The 22,587-nt window shown below is 69.9% G+C and carries 20 protein-coding genes; 4 read left to right on the top strand and 16 right to left on the bottom strand.

Annotated features, from left to right (window positions below; genetic code table 11):
- Positions 1–7 precede the first annotated feature (7 nt).
- The 9 genes from N1027_RS04975 to hemE form a co-directional block, all read right to left on the bottom strand.
- Positions 8–802: a uroporphyrinogen-III synthase gene (locus N1027_RS04975; protein WP_259505813.1), complete on the bottom strand. Its 795-nt coding sequence runs from the start codon at positions 800–802 to the stop codon at positions 8–10.
- Entirely contained in the window at positions 799–1,785 is a 987-nt protein-coding gene (hemC, locus tag N1027_RS04970; RefSeq protein ID WP_259505812.1) for a hydroxymethylbilane synthase, read from the bottom strand. The genes N1027_RS04975 and hemC overlap by 4 nt, the downstream gene beginning before the upstream one ends.
- Positions 1,782–2,957 (bottom strand): ferrochelatase, encoded by a 1,176-nt coding sequence (locus N1027_RS04965; RefSeq protein ID WP_259505811.1) that lies wholly within the window; start codon positions 2,955–2,957, stop codon positions 1,782–1,784. Before N1027_RS04965 ends, hemC begins: the two co-directional genes overlap by 4 nt.
- Complete coding sequence (hemQ, locus tag N1027_RS04960) at positions 2,954–3,700, bottom strand: hydrogen peroxide-dependent heme synthase (protein WP_259505810.1); 747 nt, start codon at positions 3,698–3,700, stop codon at positions 2,954–2,956. Before hemQ ends, N1027_RS04965 begins: the two co-directional genes overlap by 4 nt.
- 64 nt (positions 3,701–3,764) lie before the next feature.
- On the bottom strand, positions 3,765–4,046 hold the full coding sequence (locus N1027_RS04955) for a DUF3618 domain-containing protein (RefSeq protein ID WP_259505808.1): 282 nt from the start codon (positions 4,044–4,046) through the stop codon (positions 3,765–3,767).
- The gene (locus tag N1027_RS04950) at positions 4,043–4,450 is read right to left on the bottom strand and encodes a phage holin family protein (RefSeq protein WP_259505806.1); all 408 of its coding nucleotides are present in this window, start codon (positions 4,448–4,450) and stop codon (positions 4,043–4,045) included. Before N1027_RS04950 ends, N1027_RS04955 begins: the two co-directional genes overlap by 4 nt.
- Before the next feature lie 19 nt (positions 4,451–4,469).
- Positions 4,470–4,892, bottom strand: coding sequence for a YtxH domain-containing protein (locus tag N1027_RS04945; RefSeq protein ID WP_259505804.1), 423 nt, complete (start codon positions 4,890–4,892; stop codon positions 4,470–4,472).
- 119 nt (positions 4,893–5,011) lie between these two features.
- Positions 5,012–6,709 (bottom strand): protoporphyrinogen/coproporphyrinogen oxidase, encoded by a 1,698-nt coding sequence (locus tag N1027_RS04940; protein ID WP_259505802.1) that lies wholly within the window; start codon positions 6,707–6,709, stop codon positions 5,012–5,014.
- On the bottom strand, positions 6,702–7,778 hold the full coding sequence (gene hemE / locus N1027_RS04935; protein ID WP_259505801.1) for a uroporphyrinogen decarboxylase: 1,077 nt from the start codon (positions 7,776–7,778) through the stop codon (positions 6,702–6,704). The genes N1027_RS04940 and hemE overlap by 8 nt, the downstream gene beginning before the upstream one ends.
- A gap of 82 nt (positions 7,779–7,860) precedes the next feature.
- On the opposite strand from hemE, the gene N1027_RS04930 reads away from it, so the two are divergent.
- On the top strand, positions 7,861–9,222 hold the full coding sequence (locus N1027_RS04930) for a glutamyl-tRNA reductase (protein ID WP_259505800.1): 1,362 nt from the start codon (positions 7,861–7,863) through the stop codon (positions 9,220–9,222).
- 235 nt (positions 9,223–9,457) lie between these two features.
- Complete coding sequence (locus tag N1027_RS04925) at positions 9,458–9,910, top strand: NUDIX hydrolase (protein WP_259505799.1); 453 nt, start codon at positions 9,458–9,460, stop codon at positions 9,908–9,910.
- 211 nt (positions 9,911–10,121) lie between these two features.
- On the opposite strand, the gene N1027_RS04920 is transcribed toward N1027_RS04925, so the two are convergent.
- Positions 10,122–11,735 carry a Na+/H+ antiporter gene (locus tag N1027_RS04920; RefSeq protein WP_259505798.1) on the bottom strand — a complete coding sequence of 538 codons (1,614 nt, stop codon included), beginning with the start codon at positions 11,733–11,735 and terminating at the stop codon, positions 10,122–10,124.
- A gap of 133 nt (positions 11,736–11,868) precedes the next feature.
- Positions 11,869–12,948 carry an aminotransferase class V-fold PLP-dependent enzyme gene (locus tag N1027_RS04915; RefSeq protein ID WP_259505796.1) on the bottom strand — a complete coding sequence of 360 codons (1,080 nt, stop codon included), beginning with the start codon at positions 12,946–12,948 and terminating at the stop codon, positions 11,869–11,871.
- Positions 12,949–13,029: 81 nt separating this feature from the next.
- Between N1027_RS04915 and N1027_RS04910 the strand changes: the two genes are divergently transcribed.
- Entirely contained in the window at positions 13,030–14,037 is a 1,008-nt protein-coding gene (locus N1027_RS04910; protein ID WP_259505794.1) for a LysR family transcriptional regulator, read from the top strand.
- A 15-nt stretch (positions 14,038–14,052) separates the two neighbouring features.
- Here the strand turns inward: N1027_RS04910 and N1027_RS04905 are convergent, their stop codons facing one another.
- The 3 genes from N1027_RS04905 to N1027_RS04895 form a co-directional block, all read right to left on the bottom strand.
- Positions 14,053–15,060: a serine hydrolase gene (locus N1027_RS04905; RefSeq protein ID WP_259505792.1), complete on the bottom strand. Its 1,008-nt coding sequence runs from the start codon at positions 15,058–15,060 to the stop codon at positions 14,053–14,055.
- A 79-nt stretch (positions 15,061–15,139) separates the two neighbouring features.
- Positions 15,140–17,152, bottom strand: coding sequence for a M13 family metallopeptidase (locus N1027_RS04900; RefSeq protein WP_259505789.1), 2,013 nt, complete (start codon positions 17,150–17,152; stop codon positions 15,140–15,142).
- A 98-nt stretch (positions 17,153–17,250) separates the two neighbouring features.
- A complete protein-coding gene (locus tag N1027_RS04895; RefSeq protein WP_259505787.1) occupies positions 17,251–18,345 on the bottom strand; it encodes an ABC transporter ATP-binding protein in 1,095 nt (364 codons plus the stop codon).
- Between the two features lie 214 nt (positions 18,346–18,559).
- Here N1027_RS04895 and N1027_RS04890 point away from each other — a divergent pair, with 214 nt between their 5' ends.
- Complete coding sequence (locus N1027_RS04890) at positions 18,560–19,879, top strand: MATE family efflux transporter (protein WP_259505785.1); 1,320 nt, start codon at positions 18,560–18,562, stop codon at positions 19,877–19,879.
- Positions 19,880–19,907: 28 nt separating this feature from the next.
- Here the strand turns inward: N1027_RS04890 and N1027_RS04885 are convergent, their stop codons facing one another.
- Both N1027_RS04885 and N1027_RS04880 read right to left on the bottom strand, forming a co-directional pair.
- Positions 19,908–20,678 carry an MBL fold metallo-hydrolase gene (locus N1027_RS04885; RefSeq protein WP_259505783.1) on the bottom strand — a complete coding sequence of 257 codons (771 nt, stop codon included), beginning with the start codon at positions 20,676–20,678 and terminating at the stop codon, positions 19,908–19,910.
- A 53-nt stretch (positions 20,679–20,731) separates the two neighbouring features.
- Positions 20,732–22,387, bottom strand: a complete 1,656-nt coding sequence (locus N1027_RS04880; RefSeq protein WP_259505781.1) for an MFS transporter — start codon at positions 22,385–22,387, stop codon at positions 20,732–20,734.
- Positions 22,388–22,587: the final 200 nt, after the last annotated feature.

The following is a 22,587-nucleotide window of genomic DNA, read 5'->3' as shown; positions in this document are numbered from 1 at the left end:
GCGGACGCTAGTCGGCCGCCTCCGCGGCGCGGCGAGCGTTGGCGACTTCGATCACGGAGTTGATCAGCGACTCGGCCGAGCGGCCCTTCGCGATGACGTCGACCCTCAGGCCGTAGGCACGGGCGTCTTCCGCCGTGCGGGGGCCGATCGCCGCCACGAGAGTCGATTCCGGGATCGGGCCGAGCTGCAGCTGAACCTGTTCGGCCACCGATCCCGACGTCACGAACACGGCGTCGATGGCTCCGGCCGCGATGTCGGCCCGAATCTGCGGATCGACCTCGACACCGATGGTGCGGTAGGCCACGACCGATTCGACCGTGTGACCCCGCTTGATCAGACCCTCGGTGAGTACAGGCTTCGCGATGTCGCTGCGCAGCGTGAGCACACGCAGCTCCGGGCCGAATTGCTCGAAACGCTTGAGCTCGCGCAGGAGACCTTTCGCCGAGTTGTCCTCCGGCGGAACGAGGTCGACCTTGTAGCCGGCCGCCATCAGCGCGGCGGCCGTGGTCTCCCCGACCGCGGCGATGTGGGTTGACGACGGCACGGTGGCCTGATGCGCCGTCAGCACGTCGACGGTGGTGGCACTCGTCATGGTGAGCCAGTCGAACGACCCGGCGGCCAGCGCCTTGAGTGCTCGGTCGAGCGTCTCGGCGTCTTCGGTGGGGGCGAAGTTGATCATCGGGGCGACTATCGGTTTCGCGCCGACCGCTCGCAGGTCGGCAGCGACACCGTGACCCCACGGTCCGCCACGGGGAACCAGGATGCGCCATCCGCCGAGCGGGCGCTGCGACCAGGCGGTCATTCGGTGCCGCCCGGCCAGTACTGGTCGCCGGAGCCGTCGGTGCCTGGAGCTGCGGGCGCAGATCCGCCGACGGGCGCGAGCTCGGCCGCGCCGTCTTCGAGCAGTTGCGCCGCAACGGCTTGCCCGAGCAGCTCCGCCACGAGGTGGTCGTCGCCGAGCAGGGCGGCCGATCGTTCGCAGCCGAGCTCAGCAGCGCCGTCGGCCTGGTACACCGTCGCCGAGAGGCGCAATTCGTCGTCGACGACCGAGGCCGTCGCACCGACCGGGGCTGCGCAGCCGGCCTCAAGTGCGGCCAGCACCGAGCGCTCGGCGAGAACAGCCGTGCGCGTCGGAGTGTGTTCGATGCTCAGCAACTCGGGAATGCTGTCTCCCTCTCGGGTTTCGATCGCGAGCGCACCCTGGCCAGGCGCGGTGGGCCAGAGCTCGAGTGCGAAGAGTTCAGATGCTGCGTCTAGCCTACCCAGCCTTCCGAGCCCCGCTGACGCGAGCACCACCGCATCGAGGTCGCCCTCCACGAGCCGGCCCAGTCGGGTGTCGACGTTGCCCCGGATGTCGACGATCTCGAGGTCGGGGCGCAGGCTGAGCAGTTGCGCGATGCGTCGCGGCGAACCGGTGCCCACTCGGGCGCCTTCCGGCAATTCGTCGAGCGTGAGCCCGCCGCGGGCGCAGAGCGCGTCGCGCGGATCTTCACGCTCGGGGATGGCGCCGATCACCAGCCCCTCATACGGAGCCGTCGGCAGGTCTTTCAGAGAGTGCACGATCATGTCGCATTCGCCAGCGACCAGAGCCTCGCGCAGAGCGCTCGCGAACACGCCCGTTCCGCCGAGGGTCGCCAGCGATTCGCGCGAGCGGTCACCCTCAGACGTGATGATCACGATCTCGACCTCAGATCCGGTGGCTTCGGCGAGGGTCGCAGCCACGATGCCGGTCTGGGCACGCGCGAGGGCGCTTCCGCGGGTCGCGATGCGGAGTGGGGCACTCACGGGGCGATCCCCGCCACCGCAGGCTTGAAGCCGAGTCGCACGTTCTCGCAGCAGCCCGGGCGGCAGACGTCATACCACGGGCCGAGCTCGGTGAGGGCGGGTCGGTCGACGACCGGCGTGCCCTCGACACGCTCGAGCACGAGGTCGACGAGACCGGAGACGTAGGCCGGGTCGACACCGGGCGTCGGCACCCGAACGCCGATCAAGCCGTGCTCGGCACAGGATGCGAGCGCCTCGTTGTCGAGATCCCAGAGCACCTCCATGTGGTCGCTCACGAAACCGAGCGGCACGATCACGACGGCCTTCACGCCGCGGGCGGGGAGTTCGGCGATGGCGTCGTTGATGTCGGGCTCGAGCCAGGGCTGCGACGGAGGGCCGGAGCGCGACTGGTAGACGAGCTGCCAGGGAATGTCGGCTCCGGCGGTGGCCGCGGCCATCACGACCTCGGCGACCGCCTTATGCTGCGCCGCGTAGGCGCCCTTCGGGCCGAAGCCGCGAGAAGCCGGGCCGGAGCGTTCCGCATCGGCACTCGGGATCGAGTGCGTGGTGAAGAGCACCTCGACGTCGCGCTCGACGTCGAGACCGGGCAGCTGCGCGCGCAGCTCGTCGAGTGCCGAGAACACGCCGTCGATGAAGGGCTGCACGAATCCCGGGTGATCGAAGAACTGACGCACCTTGTCGATCGTGAGCGATCCGGCCAGGCCGGTCTCGTCGAGAGCGGCGGCGAAGTCCTCGCGGTATTGGCGGCAGCTCGAGTAGGAGCTGTACGCGCTGGTGGCGATCGCGATCAGGGTGCGATGGCCCTGCTCGTGAGCGTCGCGCAGGGTGTCGCGCAGGTACGGATCCCAGTTGCGGTTGCCCCACAGCACGGGCAGCTCGATTCCCCGCGAGGCGAGCTCCGCCTCGAGTGCGGCCTTGAGCATCCGGTTCTGGGCATTGATCGGGCTGACCCCGCCGAACGCTCGGTAGTGGTGCGCGACCTCCTCGAGACGTTCGTCGGGGATGCCACGACCGCGCGTCACGTTCCGCAAGAAGGGGATGACGTCGTCTTGCCCCTCCGGGCCGCCGAAGGAGGCGAGCAGGATGCCGTCGTAGGCGACGGGCACCGTGACGTGCTCCGGGCCGTCTGCCGCAGCCGGGCTGGCGGCCGGAACGCGTGCCTCGATCGTCACTGCAGCACCTCGACGATCTCGGCGGTCGCTATCCGTCGCCCGGTGTAGAAGGGAACCTCCTCACGAACGTGCAAGCGGGCATCCGTCGCACGCAGGTGGCGCATCAGGTCGACCAGGTTGGTGAGCTCGTCGTCTTCGAGGGCGAGAATCCACTCGTAGTCACCGAGAGCGAACGAGGCGACAGTGTTGGTGAGCACGGAGCGGTACTCGGCGCCCGAACGGCCGTGGTCGGCCAGCATCTGGCGGCGCTCCGCCTCGGGCAGCAGATACCACTCGTAGGAGCGCACGAACGGGTAAACCGTGAGCCAGCCGGCCGGCTCCTTGCCCCGCATGAAGGCGGGGAGATGGTTGGCCGAGAACTCGGCGTCGCGATGCACCCCCATTGCGTTCCAGGTGGGGAGCAAGGGAGCGAAGATGCGGGTGCGGCGCAGCTGGCGGAGCGCCCATTGGAGGGTCTCGGGCGCGCTCCCGTGCAGCCACACCATCACATCGGCGTCGGCACGGAGCCCCGAGACGTCATAGAGGCCGCGCACGAAGACGTCCTCCTCCTCGATCGACACGATGGTGTCGTCGAGCTGGCCGATCGCATCCGGCACGTCGGTGCCGTCGATGCCCAAGGGCTCTTCGGGGTTGCGGCGGAACACCGCCCAGAGGGTGTAACCGATGACGGGAACCGTCTCGGAGTCTTCGACGTCGCGGGCGAGATACGCCTCGGCGTCCTGGTCGACTGTCGGGTCAGTCATGGTCCTTCTTCGTGCTCGATGCGGTGTGCTGTGCACCCCGTGCGGTGGTGATGGTGACGATGATCTACTTCTTGCTCGCGGAACGGAAACCGAGCACGGCCACGAGCCCCACGGCCGCGATGGCGCTGGCGACTCCGACCCCGAATCCGATCGGGTTCCGGTCGCGGAACACCGCGATGCGGGTCTTCACCCGGTGCACCGCGTGGCGCGCCTGCTTGGGCACGTTGAGTTTGAACTCGATGGCGTCGAGAGTCGCCTTCAGGCGGGCTCGGTTCTTCTCGATGTCGGCGTGCAGCTGCTCCTTCGAACGCTGCGGGAGCTCGGGCGTCGCGTCTTTGTCGCTCATGACTGGCCCAATCCCTTCACCGTGTTGATGTCTTTCTTGATGCTCGTGATGGCGTCTTCGGGAACGATCGGCATCCCCTTCTTCACCGAGGAGACCCCGATCAGCACGAGGATGACGGCCAGCAGCAGCAGGGCGCCGGCAACGATCAGGGCGGCCGCCCAGGCCGGAAGAACCGTCGCGAGCCCGAGCACCGCGGCCGCGATGAGAGTGGCGAGGGCGAAGAACGCGAAGAGGGCCGCCCCCACGAAAAGGCCGACGCCGATGCCGAGCTTGGCCAGTCTCGCCGAGAGCTCTCGCTTGAGATTCTCGATCTCGTCTTTCAGCAGGGCGATGATGAGCGTCGGCAGCTCGCCGAGCAGGGAGACGAGGGAGCGACGGGCCCGTCGATCGCGGTCTTCAGTCACAGAGAACCCCCTCCGGTTCTTACTCGTCGGATTCGGCGTCGGCGGCGGCCGAGCTCTGCGCCGAAGCCTTGGTGGTGGACGAGGTGGGCGATTTCGTCGACGACGTGCTCGCCGGCTTTCGAGCAGCGGGCTTCGTCGCGGTGGTCTTCGGCCGCGTCGAACCGGTGTTGCTCGCGGCAGCGCTGCGCTGCGGTCCGCTCAGCGGCTCGCGGCCGATCAAGGCACCGAGCGCGTTACGCGCCTTGTGCGAGAGGTCGGCTTTGACGGTGTCGACCCGAGCACCTGCGAAGTCCTGCGCCTTCTGCACACCCGACTGAACCGTCGGAGTGTTCCACACCTTCTGGGCACCCGCCTTGATCTGCTCGTACCGCTCTCGTCCGGCGCGCGTTCCGAGTACATACCCAGTTGCGAGCCCGACGACGAAGATGATCTTTCCGCGCATGTGAACTCCGATCGATCGCGAGTACAGGGTTGCTCCCAGCGTAGTCCCCTCCTCCCGAGCACGCATGGCGGCCGAGTCGCTCGAGAAGCTCGGCGACCGTGTGGTGCCGCGGTGTGGGCTCAGTCCGCGTCGAGTCGGCGGTCGCCTCGCAGTTCGGCAGCGAGACCGGATGCCGTCGTCTGCGCGTGTTCGACCGTGGCCGCGAGCCCCGTGCCCGACACCCACGCGCCGACCACGTCGAGGCCGGCGACGCGCTGCACGGCGGCGAGCGTCTGACGCACGCGTGCCTTGTGCCCCACGGTCGCGAACGCGAGCGACTCGGCCCAGACCATCGTGTCGAAGCCCGCGACGTCGGCCTCGGAGAGCGGAACGCCGAGCAGAGCAGACGCGTCGGCGAGCACCGTGGCGAGGTCGACGGCGGGCTCGGATGAGGGCCGCGCATCCGCACCCCGTCGCCCGTATGACAGCCGCAGCACGTGCCGATGCGCCGGAAGGGAGTCGGCGAGCCACCGCCACTTGGCGCTCGAGTGGGTGAGTGCTTTCGCCGTGACGCGAGGGGTGCCGGGCGCGACGAGAACGCCGGTGCCCCGCGGATGCGCGTCCAGCCGCGCGTCGTCGACCACGAGGGTGGCGATGGTGACGGAGGCGGGTTCCGGCCAGTCGCTCTGCGGCGGCAGAGGCGTCGAGGGCTCGGGAGCCGGCATCCCGGCGCGCGCGGGCGATGGCGATAGAGATGGTGGAGCATCTTCGCCCCCACGACCGACTCCCGCTTCGGCCAGCAGCGCGAGCCCCGTTCGGAACCCGGTGGCCACCACGACGGCCCGCGCGACGAGCGGGGAAGCGGCACCGAGGTCGTCGGCGTGCGCGTCGCCGCCGGCATAAGCGTCGGCGTTGGCGTTGGCGTTGGCGCCGGCGTCATCTGAGGCGTCAGCGTCAGCGTCGGCGAGGTCGGCCAACGAAGCTCCGTCTGCCGGCGCCAGCCCGACGGTCCACTCCCCGCCGCCCGCTCGCGACAACCCGCTCACCCGGGTCGCCGTACGGAACTGCACCCCGTAGTAGCGGCAGTCGGCTTCGAGGGCCTCGATCAGTCTGTACACGCCCCCCGCGATCCCCTGCACCTGCGAGCCGGCCGGCGCCTGCTCGCGCAGGGCCATGACGGCGCCGGAGAGCGACCCCTGGGTGGTCATCGCCTGGGTGAGCCCGGGCGCGACGGTGTGCACGTCGACCACCGAGGGGTCAGCCGAGTGCACCCCGGCGACCACCGGCGTGACGAGCCGATCGAGCACGCGCCGACCCATCCGGCGGCGCACGATGTCGCCGAGGTCGGTTTCGGCGCGCACCCGGAGCAGCGGCATCAGGCGGTCGAGGTAGGCGCGGAGCGATCCGCCCCAGCCGATGATGCGACGCACGTCGTCGGCGAGCGGAACCCCGGGAATGCCGAGCACCCCCGAGGCAGGAAGCGGTGCGATCCCGCCGTCCCAAGCCACCCACGCGCCGGCCTCGGCCGGCACCACGATGTCGTCGCCGAGGCCGAGCTCGGTCACCAGGGACGCGACGGTTCCCTTGCGCGTGGCGAAGCTCTCGGCGCCCGAGTCGAGCCGCACGCCCGCGATCTCGCGGGTCGCGACGAAGCCACCCACCGCCTCCCGCGATTCGACCACTGTGACGGTGTTGCCGAGGTGGGCCAGCTGCCGCGCGGCAACGAGGCCGGCCACTCCGCCGCCGATCACCACCACGTCGGTGGTGCCCGACGCCGCATCGGATGACAGGATGCCGAACAAGGGCTCCGCGGATGGCCGATCCGTGGACTCAGCCATCGACTCTGTCCTCCCCTTGTGCGTGCACCAGCTCGACGATCCGCGTCAACACCGCGGGATCGGTCTCGGGCGGAACCCCGTGCCCCAGGTTCACGACGTGCGCAGGAGCGCTCCGCCCCCGCGCGAGCACATCGAGCACGTGCGACTCGAGCACCGGCCAGGGCGCCGCGAGCAGCGCCGGGTCGATGTTGCCCTGCAGGGTGACCTGCCCACCGAGGCGCGACGAGGCGACGTCGAGCGGGATGCGCCAGTCGACGCCCACGACGTCGACCCCGATCTCGTGCATCGGCTTCAGCACCTCGCCGCTGCCCACGCCGAAGTGCACGGTCGGCACGTCGAGGTCGGCGATCTGCGCGAGGGCGGCGGCCGAGTGCGGTGCGACCCGTTCGACGTAATCGGCGACGGAGAGCGAGCCGACCCAGGAGTCGAAGAGCTGACCTGCACTGGCGCCGGCGAGGATCTGCGCGCGGAGGAACCCGCCCGTGACCTCCGCGGCCCAGCCGAGCAGCGCCGCCCAGGCATCCGGATCGGCGTGCATCATCGTGCGGGCGCGCAGGTGGTCTTTCGAGGGGCCGCCCTCGACGAGGTAGGCCGCGAGGGTGAAGGGAGCGCCCGCGAATCCGATCAGCGGGGTCGTTCCGAGTTGCTCGACGGTTCGCGCGACTCCTGCCGAGACGGCCGAGAAGTCGGCGCCCGACGGAGAGGGCAGTGCGGCGACATCCGCTGCGCTGCGGATGGGGGACGCGAGCACCGGACCGCGGCCCGGCTCGATGTCGACGTCGACGCCCGCAAGACGCAGCGGGATCACGATGTCGCTGAAGAAGATGGCCGCGTCGACACCGTGCCGCCGAACGGGCTGGAGGGTGATCTCGCTGGCGAGCTCCGGGTCGAGGCAGGCGTCGAGCATCCGGGTTCCGACGCGCAGTTCGCGGTATTCGGGCAGCGAGCGGCCGGCTTGGCGCATGAACCAGACGGGGGTCACAGCTCCGCGCACACCCCGATAGGTGGTGACCAGGGGGGCGCCGGATGTGCGGCCGTCGGACAGCGGATGGGTCACGGGCAGAGTCACCGCCACATCCTACGGCGGACGCCTGAGCGGGGGCCCACTCGGGTCGCAGGCACCCCTCCTCGGGCAGGCGTACACTGAATCAGTGCTCATCTGCCTGACTGCGAATCACCGCAACGCGAGCTTCGACCTTCTCGAGAAGCTGTCGGTGGGCACGTCAGACGTGGCTAAGAGCCTGGTCTCCGAGAGCGATTTCGTGCAAGGCGCCGTCGTGCTGGCCACCTGCAATCGCTTCGAGGCCTACCTTGACATCGATGAGCCGCTCACGGCCGGGGTGTCGCTCGCCGTCGAGCAGGCCGCCGAATCGTTCAGCGCGGCATCCGGAACCGACGTCGGAGAACTGCGCGACTCCCTCACCGTGCTCTGCGGAGACGGCGTGGCCGACCACCTGTTCGCTGTGTCGTCGGGGCTCGAGTCGGTCGTGGTCGGCGAAGACGAGATCGCCGGTCAGGTCAAGCGAGCGCTCACCACCGCTCGGGTGGAGGGCACCGCGTCGTCAGATCTCGAGCGACTGTTCCAGCGGGCCTCGCACACCTCGCGCGGAGTCAAGACGAAGACCGGCCTCGGTGGCGCCGGTCGCTCGCTGGCCCGCCTCGCGCTCGATCTCGCCGAGAGCCGCGTCACCGACTGGGCGCGCACGCGCGTGCTGCTCGTGGGCACCGGGCAGTACGCCCGGGTCACGCTCGCCAACCTCCGTGAGCGCGGTGTCACCGACATCCGCGTCTTCTCGCCCTCCGGTCGTGCCGTCGCGTTCGCAACGAAGCAGGGTCTTGAGGCCGTGCCGGCGGCGGGCTACCGCGACGCCATCGCGTCGGCCGACGTCGTCATCACCTGCAGCACCGCCGAGACGGTGGTGCTCTCGGCGGCCGATCTGAGTGCCGCGATCGACCTCCCCGGCGCGTTCGAACGCCGCCTCATCATCGACTTGGGCCTGCCGCGCAACGTCGACCCGGCTGTCGCGGGCATCCGCGGCACCGAACTGCTCGACCTCGAGACCATCAGCCTGCACGCCCCCCTCGACGAGTTGAACGCCGAATCGGATGCGCGTGCCCTGGTGGGTGAGGCCGCCGCCGAATACCGGGCGGGCAAGGCGGAGGCGGAGGTCACGCCGGCCGTGGTCGCACTGCGGGCGCACCTGTTCGACCTGCTCGACGGTGAGATCGATCGCACCCGTTCGCACGGCGACGCCTCCGAGACCGAGCGCACCGAGCGCGCGCTCCGCCACCTGGTGGGCGTCATCCTGCACTCGCCGTCGGTTCGTGCGCGAGAGCTCGCGCGTGAAGGACGAGCGGATGAGGTGTTCGCCGCCGTCGAGACGCTGTTCGGTCTGGGCGGCGCGGCAGCGACCGCCGCCGACGCGGCGCGAGCCGAGGCCGCCGCTCGCTCCGACGCCGAACTCGCGGCCGATGCGGTCGCGCTCCACGAGTACCGCCGCTCCGAGGGCTGACACTGACGCCGCGACTCCGTGCCGCGGCACGTTCTCGGTACGGTTCGGGCGAACGTGGGTCGCACCGACCCTTCCTGGAGACTTGCATGCACGCAGATTCGCCCGCAACGACCCGTTCGGGTCGGTGCGCCCGATTCGGGAGGAGCTGCGTCGCACGACCCCTCCCTGAGGCCGTCGGTCCCTGCAGCTCCTCCCGAAGCGGCACCGAAGGCGCGCGCCGGTCGACGCGGGCACGATGACCGAGGCATCCACCACCGCGCCCGAGCCAGGCGGCGACGACTCGGCCCCCCTCCCCACCATCCGGGTCGCGGCACTGGCACTCCTCCGCGAGCGCCGGGTGCTCATGGTCACCGCCCGTGCCCGCGACGTCTACTACATGCCGGGGGGCAAGATCGACGCCGGCGAAACGGCAGCCGAGGCCGCCGTGCGCGAGGCCTTCGAAGAGGTGAGCGTGCGGGTCGACGCGGCCGCCGTGCATCCGCTGTTCACCGTCACGGTGCAGGCGCACGGCGAGCCCGAGGGCCGGCTGGTCGAGATGCAGGTTTTCCAGGGCTCGACCCCGGATGCGCCGCGCGCGTCGAGCGAGGTCGATGCGGTGCACTGGGTCACCTCAGCCGACGAGCACCGCTGCCCGCCCGCCGGCGCGGAGACCCTCCGCCGCCTGCACGCCCTGGACCTCATCGACTGAGCCGCGCCCGCCACGCAGAGGCTCTCCCGCCACCCGCCCTCCCTCACACCCACCGCGGGGTAGCGCACAGCGCACCCACGCCGCCACTTCCCCGCCCGACCTCACGCGCACCGCGCACCCACGCGGCCACCTCCCCGCCCGACCTCACGCGCACAGCGCACCCTCGCGGCACTTCGAGCGACCTCGCGCTACCCGGCACAGCCGCCAGCGCTCACACGTCCTCTTCGAGGTCACCCGTGCGGGCCTCGAGCCGGATCTCCTCGGCGTCGATCCGCGCCTGGATGCGCCGCAGCACCACGTCGTCGATCTGCCGCGAATCGCGCAGCGCCACGATCGCGCGCCTCTTCACGGGCAGCACCGCCAGCCGTAACGCGCTCTCGCCGTCGTCGCCTGTGAGCTCGTCGTCGAGCATCCGCACCGTCTTGTCGTCGTCGCTCATCCGCTGCGACACGGCCTCCAGGCGCGACCGGTATTCCGACAACAACGCATCGCGAATCGCCGGGGCCGCCCCGGTCTCCGCTGCCACGCGAGGCAGCTCCTCGATCACCGCCTCCAAGGCGGTGCGCTCGGCCAGCAGGTTCTCCCACTCCTCCGTCGGATCAGGCGGCAGCCGCGCCCAGCGCACGACCGCCGGCATCGTGAGTCCCTGCACCACGAGCGTGAACAGGATGACGGCGAAGGTCACGGCGATCAGCGTCTGGCGATACGGCAGCGGCTCCCCCTGGGCGGTCTCGAGCGGCAGGGCGAGTGCCGCGGCGAGCGACACCGCACCACGGAACCCCGCCCACGCTCCCGGGAACCGCTGCCGCGCGTGCACCCTTCGCGCGCGTTGCGAGGGCCGCCGATCGACCGCGCGCAACACGTAGGGGATCGTGTTGAACCAGGCCAGCCGGATGCCCAGCACCAGCACGATCGCCACTCCCGACAGCCCCAGCGTGAGCGGCCAGTCGACCGGATCGATGCTCGTCACGATGAGGTGGAACTGGATGCCGATCAAGACGAACAGCGATCCGTTCAGGATGTAGGTGGCCACCTCCCAGAACCCGTAGCCCTGCCGCCGCGCCACGGCCGACGCGCTGAAGTCGGGCAGATGGCTCGACACCAGGCCGCACACCACCACCGCGACGACACCGGACGCGTGCAGCAGTTCAGCGGGAAGGAAGGCGAGGAACGGCGTCAGAACGATCAGGGTGTTCACGAGCGACGGCTCGCGCACGAATCGCCGCAGCCACCCGATCACAAATCCGATGGCCAGCCCGAGCGCGATGGCCACGAGATACGACCAGAGGAACGCGACCGCCAGCGGCCCGATCTCGATCCCGGTTCCGCCCACCGCCGCGCCGATCGCGACCGAGTAGAGCACGAGGGCGGTGCCGTCGTTGATCAGGCTTTCCGTGCGCACGGTGGTGAGGATGCGTCGCGGCAGTCCGCTCGCCACCGACGAGACCGCTGTCGCATCCGTCGGCGCGAGGATGGCGCCGAGTGCGAGCGCGATCGGCCACGGCAGCCCGAGCGCATTCGCCGCCGCCCCGACCCCCACCGCGGTGACGAGCACCAGGCCGATCGCGGCGAGCAGGATCACCCGCAGGTTGCTGCGGATCTCGCGCAGCGACGTCGTGATCGACTCCCAGTAGAGCAACGCCGGCAGGAACAGCAGCAGCACCAGATCGGGCGGAAGCTCGACGTTGCCGGCCAGCGGAATGAAACCGATCGCTACCCCGAGCAACAGCAGCACCAGAGAGGGTGGCAACCGGAGGCGACGCGCGACCCACCCGCCGCCGATGATGGCGGCACCGATGATCACGACGAGCTGCAAGCCCTCCATCGGCCAATTCTTCAATACGAACGGCTCCCTGCGCGAGGGTTGGACCACGCCGAGACATCACTTTCCGCGCGAAGACCGCCGGTTCAGCGCGGAAACCGACCTCTCGCGGAGCGTGAGCACGCGAGAAGCGGGATCACGCGAGCGCCGCCAGCGCCCGGTCGACGTCGGCGGGTTCGTTCCAGACGTGGAAGGCGACGCGCGCCCGGCCGGCCCGCGCCGAAGCCGCTATCCCGGCGGCCGAGAGCGCCGCGAACCCGCTGCCGTCGGCATCCGGCCAGGTGACGATGGCGGTGCCCGTCGACTCGACCTCGAGTCGTCGGCACAGTTCGTCGGCCAGGCCGACGCAGTGCGAGCGCACCGCCTCGAGGTCGGCCGAGGCGAAGAGTTCGATGGTGGGCGCGGTGCCGATCCACGCAGGCCAGGCCGGCGACACATCGAAGCGGCGGGCCGACTCTGCCAGGAGCATCCCAGGGCCGTAACACGAGCCCCACACGTCGTCGCCGGCGTACCAGCCGGCGTCGACGGGCACCAGTCGTTCGGCGAAGGCCGGGGTGATCGTCATGAACGAAGCACCGCGCGGAGAGCACAGCCACTTGTAGGCGTGACAGATCGTCGCGTCGAAACGACTCGCGTCGACGGGCATCCAGCCGGCAGCCTGCGTGGTGTCGCAGAGGGTCGCGGCTCCGTGCCGTGCCGCGGCGGCGATGATCGCATCGGCGTCGGCGAGCGCTCCGGTGGCCGATTGCACGAGCGAGAACGACACGAGCGTGGTCGACGGCCGGATGCTGGCCGCCAGCTCTTCGAGTGGAACGCACCGCACCGACAGCCGGCCGAGCTGCTCCTGCACGAGGAACGGGAACACCATCGAGCTGAAGTCGCCCTCGACCACCAGCACCTCGGAGCCGGCGGGCAGCGAGGAGGCCACCATCGACGTCGACACCGACACCTGCGAACCGATCGCGACCTGATCGGTCGGCACCGAGACGAGTCGCGCGAAAGCCTCACGCGCCCGCTCGACCGCTGCGCCGTAGACGCCCGGTTCACGATGCCCTTCGGCCCAGGCGGCGAGATCGGCGCCGAGCGCCGCGACGGCCTCCCGCGGTGGCACTCCGATCACGCAGGCCGAGAGATAACCGGGGCGCACGTCGAAGTGCCCAGCCAGCGCCTCTCGACTCATCGATGCCGCGGTCGGCGCCGGACTGTCCGTCTTCATGCCCCCAGCCTCGCGTTTCGGCATTCATTCGACAACCGCCAGAGTCGGATGCTTCGCATAACGCTGCGTTATGGTTCTCACATGACTCTCTCGCCCCTCGCGAGCGCCTTCGACCTGGATTCGCAGACCCTGCGAGTCATCGCGGCCATCGCCGAGTACGGGTCGATCACGCGTGCCGCCGCCGTGCTCGGTTTCAGTCAGCCGGCCGTCAGTCAGCAGCTCCGACGCGTGGAATCGCGGATCGGCATGCCGCTGGTCACCCGATCCGGTCGCGGCATCCGGTTGACGGATGCCGGCGAGGTGCTCGCGCGCCACGCCGGCGTCGTACTCGACGCCCTCGACGAGGCGGCCGGCGAGCTCTCCGACCTGTCGGGCCTCCGCTCGGGGCAGGTGCGGCTGTCGGCGTTCCCCTCCGCGTCGTCGACGATCGTGCCGCACCTCATCCAGTCGATGGGCGCGGAGCACGCCGGAGTGCAGTTCACCTATCTCGAAGCCGAACCGCCGGCCGCTGTCGCGTCGGTGCGCGACGGCGTGAGCGACATCGCGATCGCCTTCCATTACCCGGCCGATCGCAGCGATCCGTTCGAAGAGTCGACCGAGGGTCTCGTCGTGCACGAACTCGCCCGCGACGACCTGCTCGTACTGGTGCCGGAGGGGCACGGCGTGCTGGGCGCTGCGACCACGCGCATCGACGAGACCAAGCGTGGCGTCGCTCCCGTCGCCGGCGCATCCGTCGCACCCTCACCCGCCCGCATCGACATCGCCGAGTTGCGCACCGAGAACTGGATCGCCGGCTGCCCCCGCTGCCGCTCGCACCTGCTCGACTCCTGCGCGCGCCGCGGTTTCGCTCCCACGATCGCGTTCGAGACCGACAACTTCGTGGCCGTGATGAGCATGGTGGCGGCCGGCCTCGGCGTGGCGCTGCTCCCTGCGCTCGCCCGGGCGGCGTCGCCGATCCCGCCGGGGGTGGTCGCGTTGCCCAGCGCCGCCAACGACCATCGGATGATCGTGGCCGTCACACGCCCCGGCGCCGATCAGATGCCGGCGGTCGGCGAGACGCTCCGCCTGCTCCGCGCCGTGGTGGCCTGAAGCGTCCCGCACCCCTCAGTACACGTACTCCAAGAAGTCGGTGCCGAGGGTGCGCATCGCGTCGAGCACACCGAGCCTCGCAGGGAGGTCGACGTCGTTGAAACGCATGGTCACCGCATAGGCCACGCCGGCCCGCGGACCGACCACGACGCCCGCTTCCGAGCGGATGCCGGCATCCGTTCCGGTCTTGTTGAACAACTGGATGCCGTGATCGGGCCCGGTGTGGGCGAACGGATCGAGCCCGAACGCCCCGGCCACCATCGACAGGTCGCTGCCGAGGCTCAACCAGCCGGTGACGAGTCGCGACGTCGTCTCGTCGACGACCTCGCCCCGCTCGAGCGAGCGGAACAGTGTCGCGAGCTCGCGTGCCGAACCCACCGAGAGCTGTGGCGCGTCATCCGGACCTCGCACGTCGCGCACGATGTCGAGCAGCAGCGTGCGCCGGAGGCCGAGCGACTCCGCGCGGGCGCGCACGGCGTCGAGGCCGATGCGGCGCAGCAGCACGTTCGTGGCCAGATTGTCGCTCGTGGCTCCGATGAGCGCCGCCAGATCGGAGACCGGCAACGCCGGAACCTGCAGGTGCTGCCACAACCCCGAGTCGCCCACCGAATCCTGTGCGGTGCGGTTCAGGATGCTCAGTGCCTCGGCTCCGGGCGCCGGGCGCACGTTCCGGGGTGGCGCGTCGGCCGACCCCGATCCGGGCACCGCGGGCGTCGGAGGAACGGAGCCCGAACCCGAACCGTCGCGCGCCGAGATCCGCGCCGCCACCTCGATGAGCAGCAGCACCTTCCCGATCGACGCGGTCGGCACGGAGAGATGGTCGTCGACGGAGAAGAGCACCTTCCCCGTGCCCGCGTCGAGCGCCGAGGCTGTGACCTGCACGCCCGAGAGCGCGAGCTCGGTCAACGAGGCAAAACCCTTGCGGAAGATGACACCGTCGCCGTCGATCGGATCCGAGCGTCGGCCGCGGGGCGCGATCTCCTCCCGCTCCGATCGCGCGCGTCGTCGGATCGATTCCGGCATGCTCAGCTGTCCTCCTTCGACTGGCCGGGCCCGGGATGCCCCGTTCCCGTCCAGGTCGGCCGCGCCGTGTCGGGGCGTCCTACCAGATCGTCACACGTTCAGCTGGGTTCAACCAGAGATTGTCGTTCGAATCGACGTCGAAGGCTGCGTAGAATTCGTCGATGTTGCGAACGATCTGGTTGCACCGGAACTCGTTCGGCGAGTGCGGGTCGATCGAGAGCAACCGGATGACCTCCTCGTCGCGCGACTTCTGCTGCCAGGCCTGCGCCCAGGAGAGAAAGAAGCGCTGGGCGCCGGTGAGGCCGTCGATGACGGGCGGCTCCTGCCCGTCGAGCGAGAGCAGGTAGGCCTTCCAGGCGATGCCGAGTCCGCCGAGGTCACCGATGTTCTCGCCGATCGTGAGCGCGCCGTTGACGTGGTGGTCGGGTACCTGCAGCGGGGCGAGCGCGTCGTACTGGGCGATGAGCGAGGAGGTCAGTTTCTCGAACGCCTCCCGGTCTTCGGAGGTCCACCAGTCGGTGAGGCGGCCGTCGCCGTCGAATCGCGACCCCTGGTCGTCGAAGCCGTGCCCGATCTCGTGGCCGATCACCGCACCGATCGCGCCGTAGTTCGCCGCCGCATCCCGCGACTCATCGAAGAACGGGTACTGCAGGATGGCCGCGGGGAACACGATCTCGTTGAAGCCGGGGTTGTAGTACGCGTTGATCGTCTGGGGCGTCATGAACCATTCGTCGCGGTCGAGCGGCTTGCCGATCTTGCCGAGCTCGCGCTGGAACTCGAACTCGCTGGTGGCGCGCACGTTCGCGATCAGGTCGGTGGGATCGATCACGAGCGTCGAGTAGTCGCGCCACTTCACCGGGAAGCCGATCTTCGGCGTGAACTTGTCCAGCTTCTCGAGTGCCCGCTCGCGCGTGGCCGGGCTCATCCATCCCAGGGTCGAGATCGACTGGCGATAGGCCTCGATGAGGTTGGCGACCAGGATGTCCATGCTCGCCTTGGCCGTCGGCGGAAAATGCTTCTCCACGTAGATGCGGCCGACAGCCTCACCCATCGAGCCTTCCACCAGCGAGACTCCTCGCTTCCAGCGCGCCCGCATGCTCGGCGTGCCGGTGAGGGTGCGGCCGTAGAAGTCGAAGTTCTCCTCCACGAAATCGCTCGAGAGGTAGGGCGCCCACCCGTGGATGACCTGCCAGGCGAGCCAGTCCTTCCAGCTCTCCAAGGGGGCGCCGGTAAGGGCGCCGGCCAGCCCGGTGATGAAGCTCGGCTCCCGCACGACCAGCTCGTCGAAAACGCCGTCGGGGGCGCCGAGCGCGTCGCGCCAGAGGTCGAAGAGCGAGGTGTCGGCGTCGTCGTCATCGTCGACGTCGGCTCCGGATGCGTCGGGCACGTTCGCGAGGTCGCCCGGGAGCGCGAGGAACTCGTCCCACGAGACCAGGTTGTAGGTGGCCTGCGCGTCGCGGGTGCGCACGTTGTCCCAGTGCGACTTCGCGATCAAGGTCTCCAGGTCGAAGACGCGCTGGGCGCGCTCCGGGGCGTTCTCGAGGCCGGCGAGTTCGAACATCCGCTGGATGTGGCCCAAGTAGGCCTCGCGAACGGAGGCGAACTTCTCGTCGCGGAAGTAGCTCTCATCGGGCAGCGAGATGCCGCCCTGCTCGACGAACACGAGGTAGCGCTCGGGGTTGCCCGGGTCGTTGTCGACGAACAGGCGCAGGAGGCCTGGCACGCCCTCGCGCTCGAGGCGGCCGAGCGTGCGGGCGAGATCCGCCACGTCGTCGATGGTGTCGACCAGCGCCAGCTGCGGGGTGACGGGGGCGGCGCCGAGCTGCTCGATCCGCTCCTCGTCCATGAAACTCGCGAACAGGTCACCGAACTTGCGGGCCTCCGTGCCCTCCGGCGCGTTCTGCGACTCTTCGATGATGTCGCGCACGGCCTTCTCGGCCTCTTCGGCGAGAACGTAGAACGAGCCGTAGCGCGCCTTGTCTTCGGGGATCTCGGTTCGAGCGATCCACTTTCCGTTGACGTGGCGGAACAGGTCGTCCTGTGCACGGGTGTCGGGGTCGAGTTCGGTGGTGTCGATGCCGGATTCAGTCACCCGACAACTCTACGCACGCGCCCCGACATCTGCGCCGGGAATCGAGAAGGGCCCCACGACCGAAGTCGTGAGGCCCTTCTTCGTGGTCGGTTCGCGACTCAGTCGACGACGGCGCCGCCGAGGCGGAGACCCGAGGTCTGGTCGAAGACGTGCACGTGGCCGAGCTTCGGGGTGACGTAGAGCGTGTCGCCGAGGTTCGGGTGCACGCGGCCGTCGACGCGCACGACGAGGTCGGTGCGCTTGCCCTCGACCTCGGAGTGACCGTAGAGGTAGCCGTCGGCGCCGAGCTCCTCGACCAGGTCGACCGTCACGGTCAGGCCCTGGCCGGCGTCGGCCGACACCACGACGTCTTCGGGGCGGACACCCACGGTGACGGCCTTGCCGGCGTCAGCCAGGATGGAGCGCTCGACCGGAACGGTCGCAGTGCCGAACTTGATGCCACCGTCGACGACGTCGGCCGGGAAGAGGTTCATGGCGGGCGAACCGATGAAGCCGGCGACGAACACGTTGTTCGGGTTCGCGTAGAGCTCGCGCGGGGTTCCGACCTGCTGGAGCAGACCGTCCTTCAGCACGGCGATCCGGTCGCCCATGGTGAGCGCCTCGGTCTGGTCGTGGGTGACGTAGACCGTCGTGACGCCGAGGCGACGCTGCAGCGACGCGATCTGCGTACGCGTCTGCACGCGCAGCTTGGCGTCGAGGTTCGAGAGCGGCTCGTCCATGAGGAACACCTGAGGGCTCCGCACGATCGCACGGCCCATCGCGACGCGCTGACGCTGACCACCGGAGAGAGCCTTCGGCTTACGAGCGAGGTAGGGCTCGAGGTCGAGCAGCTTCGCGGCCTCGAGAACCCGGGCGGCGCGCTCTTCCTTGTGCACGCCGGCGATCTTCAGGGCGAAGCCCATGTTCTCGGCCACGGTCATGTGCGGGTAGAGCGCGTAGTTCTGGAACACCATCGCGATGTCGCGGTCTTTCGGCGGGATGTCGGTGACGTCGCGGTCGCCGATCAGGATGCGCCCGTCGTTCACCTCTTCCAGGCCCGCGAGCATGCGCAGGGCGGTCGACTTGCCCGACCCCGACGGGCCGACGAGCACGAGGAATTCACCGTCTTCGACCGAGAGGTCGAAAGCGTCGACGGCGGGAACCGTCGATCCCGGGTAGAGGCGCGTCGCCTTGTCGAACGTTACAGAAGCCATCGTTGTCCTTCTTCCACCGGCAGGTACGTGCCGGACGATCCGTAGTGGTTACGTTGCACTGCAACATACGTCGAAAAGGGCCTATTCCCCAAAACGGGGGGCAGATTGGCAGCCGGGAGCGAACGCGACTGCGGCTGCAGCTCGGCCTCCACCGCCGAGAATTGTCGTCGGATCAGCCCCCGAAGGGGACTTCGGCCCACCCTAGGCTGGGCGGGTGCAGACGATCGACCGCGACATCCTGCGCCTCGCGGTGCCGGCTCTCGGCGCGCTCGTGGCGGAGCCCTTGTTCCTACTCACCGACACGGCCCTCGTCGGTCATCTGGGCGAGGATTCCCTCGCCGCCCTCGGCATCGCGAGCGCCATCCTGCAGACCGTCGTGGGTCTCTTGATCTTCCTCGCCTACGCCACGACTCCGGCGGTCGCACGGCGGCTCGGCGCTGGAGACCAGGCCGGCGCGGTGAAGGCGGGCATCGACGGCATGTGGCTCGCGCTCGGCGTCGGAGTGGTGCTCGCGCTGGTCGGGTGGCCGCTGGCGGGCGTGCTGGTGCGGGCCTTCGGCACCACCGCGGCGGTGGAGGCCGAGGCCACCACCTATCTCACGGTGTCGCTGATCGGGCTTCCCGGGATGCTCGTGGTGATCGCGGCGACCGGCCTCCTGCGCGGGTTGCAGGACACCCGCACGCCGCTGATCGTGGCGGTCGCCGGATTCGCCGCGAACGCGGGCCTGAACTGGCTCCTGATCTACGGCGCCGGCTGGGGCATCGCGGGGTCGGCAGCCGGCACGGTCATCGCACAATGGGGGATGGCGGCGGTCTACGTGGTGATCGCGGTGCGGGCCGCCCGCGCCAGCCGCGTGTCGCTCCGACCCGGTCTCGACGGGGTGACGGCCTCGGCGTCGGCCGGCGGGTGGCTCTTCGTGCGCACGGCCAGTCTCCGGGCGGCGCTCGTTGCCTCGGTGGTGGTCGCGGCGTCACTCGGCGTGACGCAGCTCGCCGCTTTCCAGATCGCGATGACGGTGTTCACGACGCTCGCGCTCATCCTCGACGCCCTGGCGATCGCCGGGCAGGCCATGATCGGGCACGGCCTCGGGGCGTCGGAGGTGGAGCGGGTGCACGCGGTGACGCGGCGGCTGATCCGCTGGGGGGTGCTCTCGGGGGTGGTGCTGGGCGCGGTCGTCGCGCTCATCGCTCCGCTGATCGGGCCGGTGTTCAGCCCGAGCCCCGAGGTGCAGCAGGCCCTCACGGTGAGCCTGTGGGTGATGGCCGCGGGCGTCCCGATCGGCGGCTACGTCTTCGTGCTCGACGGGGTGCTGATCGGAGCGGGGGATGCGCGCTACCTCGCGCTCACCGGGGTGCTGAACCTCGCGGTGTACGCACCGCTCCTGGCGTGGGTGGCGGTGGCGCATCCGTCGGGCGCCGCGGGCCTGGGCTGGCTCTGGGCGGCCTTCGGCATCGGCTACATCGGTGCCCGTGCGGTGACCCTCGGCCTCCGGGCCCGCGGTTCCCGCTGGATCGTGACGGGTGCCCCGGCCTGACCCCACCCGGGCGCGCTCCCACCTCTGATCAGACGGCGAGCACGTCGCCCGGCGCTACCGCGACCGTCTCGCCGCTGAAATGGGTGGAGGCCCGCGTCACCGCCGCCGCCATGGTCACGGTCTCGGCGATGTGGGTGAGGAGGAGGCGTGACACCTGCGCCGCAGATGCCGTACGCCCGGCGTCTTCCGGAGTGTGGTGCGCGGGGGCGTCCCCACGAGGCGGGGCCTCGTCGTATCCCGCCTCGACCAGAAGTGTCCCGGCACCCTCGGCCAGTTCTTCGAGTGAGGTGCATGGTGCGGAGTCGCCGGAATACGCGAACCGGGTCGACCCGTCCGAAACCGCGAGCCCGAACGCGGGCACTCCGTGCTGCACCGGCCCCCACTCCAGCCGCAGGCCGCCGACCTCCCGTTCACCCCATCCGCTCATCTCCTGCACCTCGAACACGCGGGGCAGCTCGTCGACGGAGTTCGGACCGAGGAATCCGGCCATCCGCTCGAGCAGTCCCTCCGGCCCGATCAGGGGAATCGGATGCTCGGCCCGGCGTTCCGCGAAACGCAGGGCGTAGTAGGCCACGAGCAGGTCGGCGGTGTGATCGGCGTGGCGATGCGAGATCCAGATCGCGTCGAGGTCGGCCGGAGGGAGGTGCCGCTGCAGCTCCGCGAGCGTGCCCGTTCCGGCGTCGATCCAGACGCTCGTGGGGCGTTCACCCGGCGCCGCATCCGACTGCAGCAGATATCCCGAGCAGGCGTTTCCGGGGCGCGGATACGGCGTGGACGTTCCGAGCACGGTGAGACGCATCCTCCCATTGTCCCGGGTCGACACTTCTCGACCCGACCACGCGCGGCACTCGTCTACTTCGCGGCGACCGCGTCGGGCGCCTCGGGCGCTTCGGGCGCTTCGGGCGCTTCGGGCGTCTCCTCCTTGGCATACCGCCGGAACAGCTCATGCTCCCGCTCGCGCCGCGGGTAGAACACGAGTGCCACGATCGCCCCCACGAGCATGAACACCATCCCCGTCGCGAAGGCCCAGTCAGCGCCCTGCAAGAAGGAGTCGCGCGCGGCTTTCACGATGCCGTCGGCATACTGCGGATACTGCTTGGCGATCGAGATCGCTCCGTCGAACGACTTCTGCAGCTGGGTCTGGATGCTGCCCGTGATCTCGCTCTGCACGGTCGCCGGCGCCGACGCGATCGAGGATGCGATGGCCGAGGCGTAGCCGGCGGTGAGGATGGCGCCGAGCACCGACTGCATGATCGATCCGCCGAGGTCGCGCTGCAGATCAGAGGTGCCCGACGCCATCCCGGCCCGCAGCACCGGCACCGAGTCGGTGAGTGAGCGCGAAGCCGGGGGACCGGCGAGCCCGACTCCCAGACCGATCAGGGCGTACCCCACCCCCACCGGGAGGTAGCTCGCCCCCACGTCCCAGAACAGATACATCGTGAGAAAGGCGAGCAAGCAGCTCGTGAACCCCAGCAAGAACACAACCCGTGCCCCGAAACGGATGACCAGTCGGCTCGACACGGGCGCGGCAAGGGTCATCAGGATCGCCGAGGGAAGAATGGATGCGCCGGCCTCGAGCGCGGTGTAGCCCAGCACGTTCTGCAGGAACAACTGCCCCACGTACATCGCGCCCATCAGCGAGCCGAACACCACGGTTCCGCCCACGGCCGCCACCCAGAAGGTGCGTCTCCCGGCCACCCGGAGGTCGTAGAGCGGATTCCTCGCCCGCCGCTGGCGCAGCACGAATCCGATCCCGGCGAGAACGGCGAAGACGCCCAGCACGCCGGCGAACAGTTGCGCGCCCGGCACCGCGGCGAAGTTGATCGACAACACGAGCGACGTCACCAGCACGATCGAGAGCACGCCGCCCAGATTGTCGACCGGCTCGGTGCCCTCGTTGACCTTGGCGGGCACCACCAGGATCACCAGCACCAGGGTGATCGCAGCGAGCGGCGGCGTCATGAGGAACACCGCACCCCAGTCGGCGATGCTCAGCAAGAATCCGGAGGCGAGCGGTCCGAGAGCCGCGATGGCCCCACCGAGTCCCGACCACAGCGCGATGGCCGCGATCCGTTTCGGGCCGGTCCAGAGCGCTGCGATCAGCGCGAGTGTCGTCGGATAGGCCATGCCCGCCGCGACGCCGCCCACCACCCGCGCGAGGAAAAGCAGCTCGACGGAGGGCGCGAACGCCGCCATCAGGGCGGCCGGGATGCTGAGCGCGAGGCCGAGCACGAGCATCCGTTTGCGCCCGTAGCGGTCGCCGATCGCGCCGAGGTAGAGCACCGATCCGGCCAGGCCCAGCGAGAAGCCGACCGCGACGAGGTTCAATGCCGTCTGCGAGGCGTCGAAGGCCTCGCCGATGGATGGCAGTGCGACGTTCGCGATCGAGAGATTGAGGTTGGCGACGCCCGACGCCAGGATGAGGGCGATCAACACCACGGTGCCGCGCGCGGGTGCCGTGCCTTCGTTCCGCGTGGCGGCGCCCGCCGCAGCCGTCTTCTCGGTCATCCGTTCCTCCCCCGACCCCCACCCCAGGCGTCTGTGCACGACAGTAGTGCACCGGATGCGCGCGGCCGGGTCGTCTCGACGACACCCTTCGCGTGTGCCCGGTGTGAGTGGGCCGATAGTGTAAGCGGATCGGTTCGATCGCACCGCAACGACTCCGCAGCCCGACCGGCCCAGCTCCCCACCGACCGCGAACGGACGCG

The organism is Herbiconiux aconitum, from assembly GCF_024979235.1.
Classification (GTDB): Bacteria; Actinomycetota; Actinomycetes; order Actinomycetales; family Microbacteriaceae; genus Herbiconiux; species Herbiconiux aconitum.
Note: the sequence above shows the minus strand (reverse complement) of the source record. Positions and strands in the feature narration are given on the sequence as shown.

Coding starts and splice junctions, on each gene's coding strand:
- N1027_RS04925 (WP_259505799.1), top strand. CDS start 9,458: ATGACCGAGGCATCCACCACCGCGCCCGAGCCAGGCGGCGACGACTCG.
- N1027_RS04975 (WP_259505813.1), bottom strand. CDS start 802: ATGACCGCCTGGTCGCAGCGCCCGCTCGGCGGATGGCGCATCCTGGTT.
- hemQ (WP_259505810.1), bottom strand. CDS start 3,700: ATGACTGACCCGACAGTCGACCAGGACGCCGAGGCGTATCTCGCCCGC.
- N1027_RS04895 (WP_259505787.1), bottom strand. CDS start 18,345: ATGGCTTCTGTAACGTTCGACAAGGCGACGCGCCTCTACCCGGGATCG.
- N1027_RS04880 (WP_259505781.1), bottom strand. CDS start 22,387: ATGACCGAGAAGACGGCTGCGGCGGGCGCCGCCACGCGGAACGAAGGC.
- N1027_RS04915 (WP_259505796.1), bottom strand. CDS start 12,948: ATGAAGACGGACAGTCCGGCGCCGACCGCGGCATCGATGAGTCGAGAG.
- N1027_RS04920 (WP_259505798.1), bottom strand. CDS start 11,735: ATGGAGGGCTTGCAGCTCGTCGTGATCATCGGTGCCGCCATCATCGGC.
- N1027_RS04940 (WP_259505802.1), bottom strand. CDS start 6,709: ATGGCTGAGTCCACGGATCGGCCATCCGCGGAGCCCTTGTTCGGCATC.
- N1027_RS04955 (WP_259505808.1), bottom strand. CDS start 4,046: ATGAGCGACAAAGACGCGACGCCCGAGCTCCCGCAGCGTTCGAAGGAG.
- N1027_RS04910 (WP_259505794.1), top strand. CDS start 13,030: ATGACTCTCTCGCCCCTCGCGAGCGCCTTCGACCTGGATTCGCAGACC.
- N1027_RS04945 (WP_259505804.1), bottom strand. CDS start 4,892: ATGCGCGGAAAGATCATCTTCGTCGTCGGGCTCGCAACTGGGTATGTA.
- N1027_RS04905 (WP_259505792.1), bottom strand. CDS start 15,060: ATGCCGGAATCGATCCGACGACGCGCGCGATCGGAGCGGGAGGAGATC.
- N1027_RS04885 (WP_259505783.1), bottom strand. CDS start 20,678: ATGCGTCTCACCGTGCTCGGAACGTCCACGCCGTATCCGCGCCCCGGA.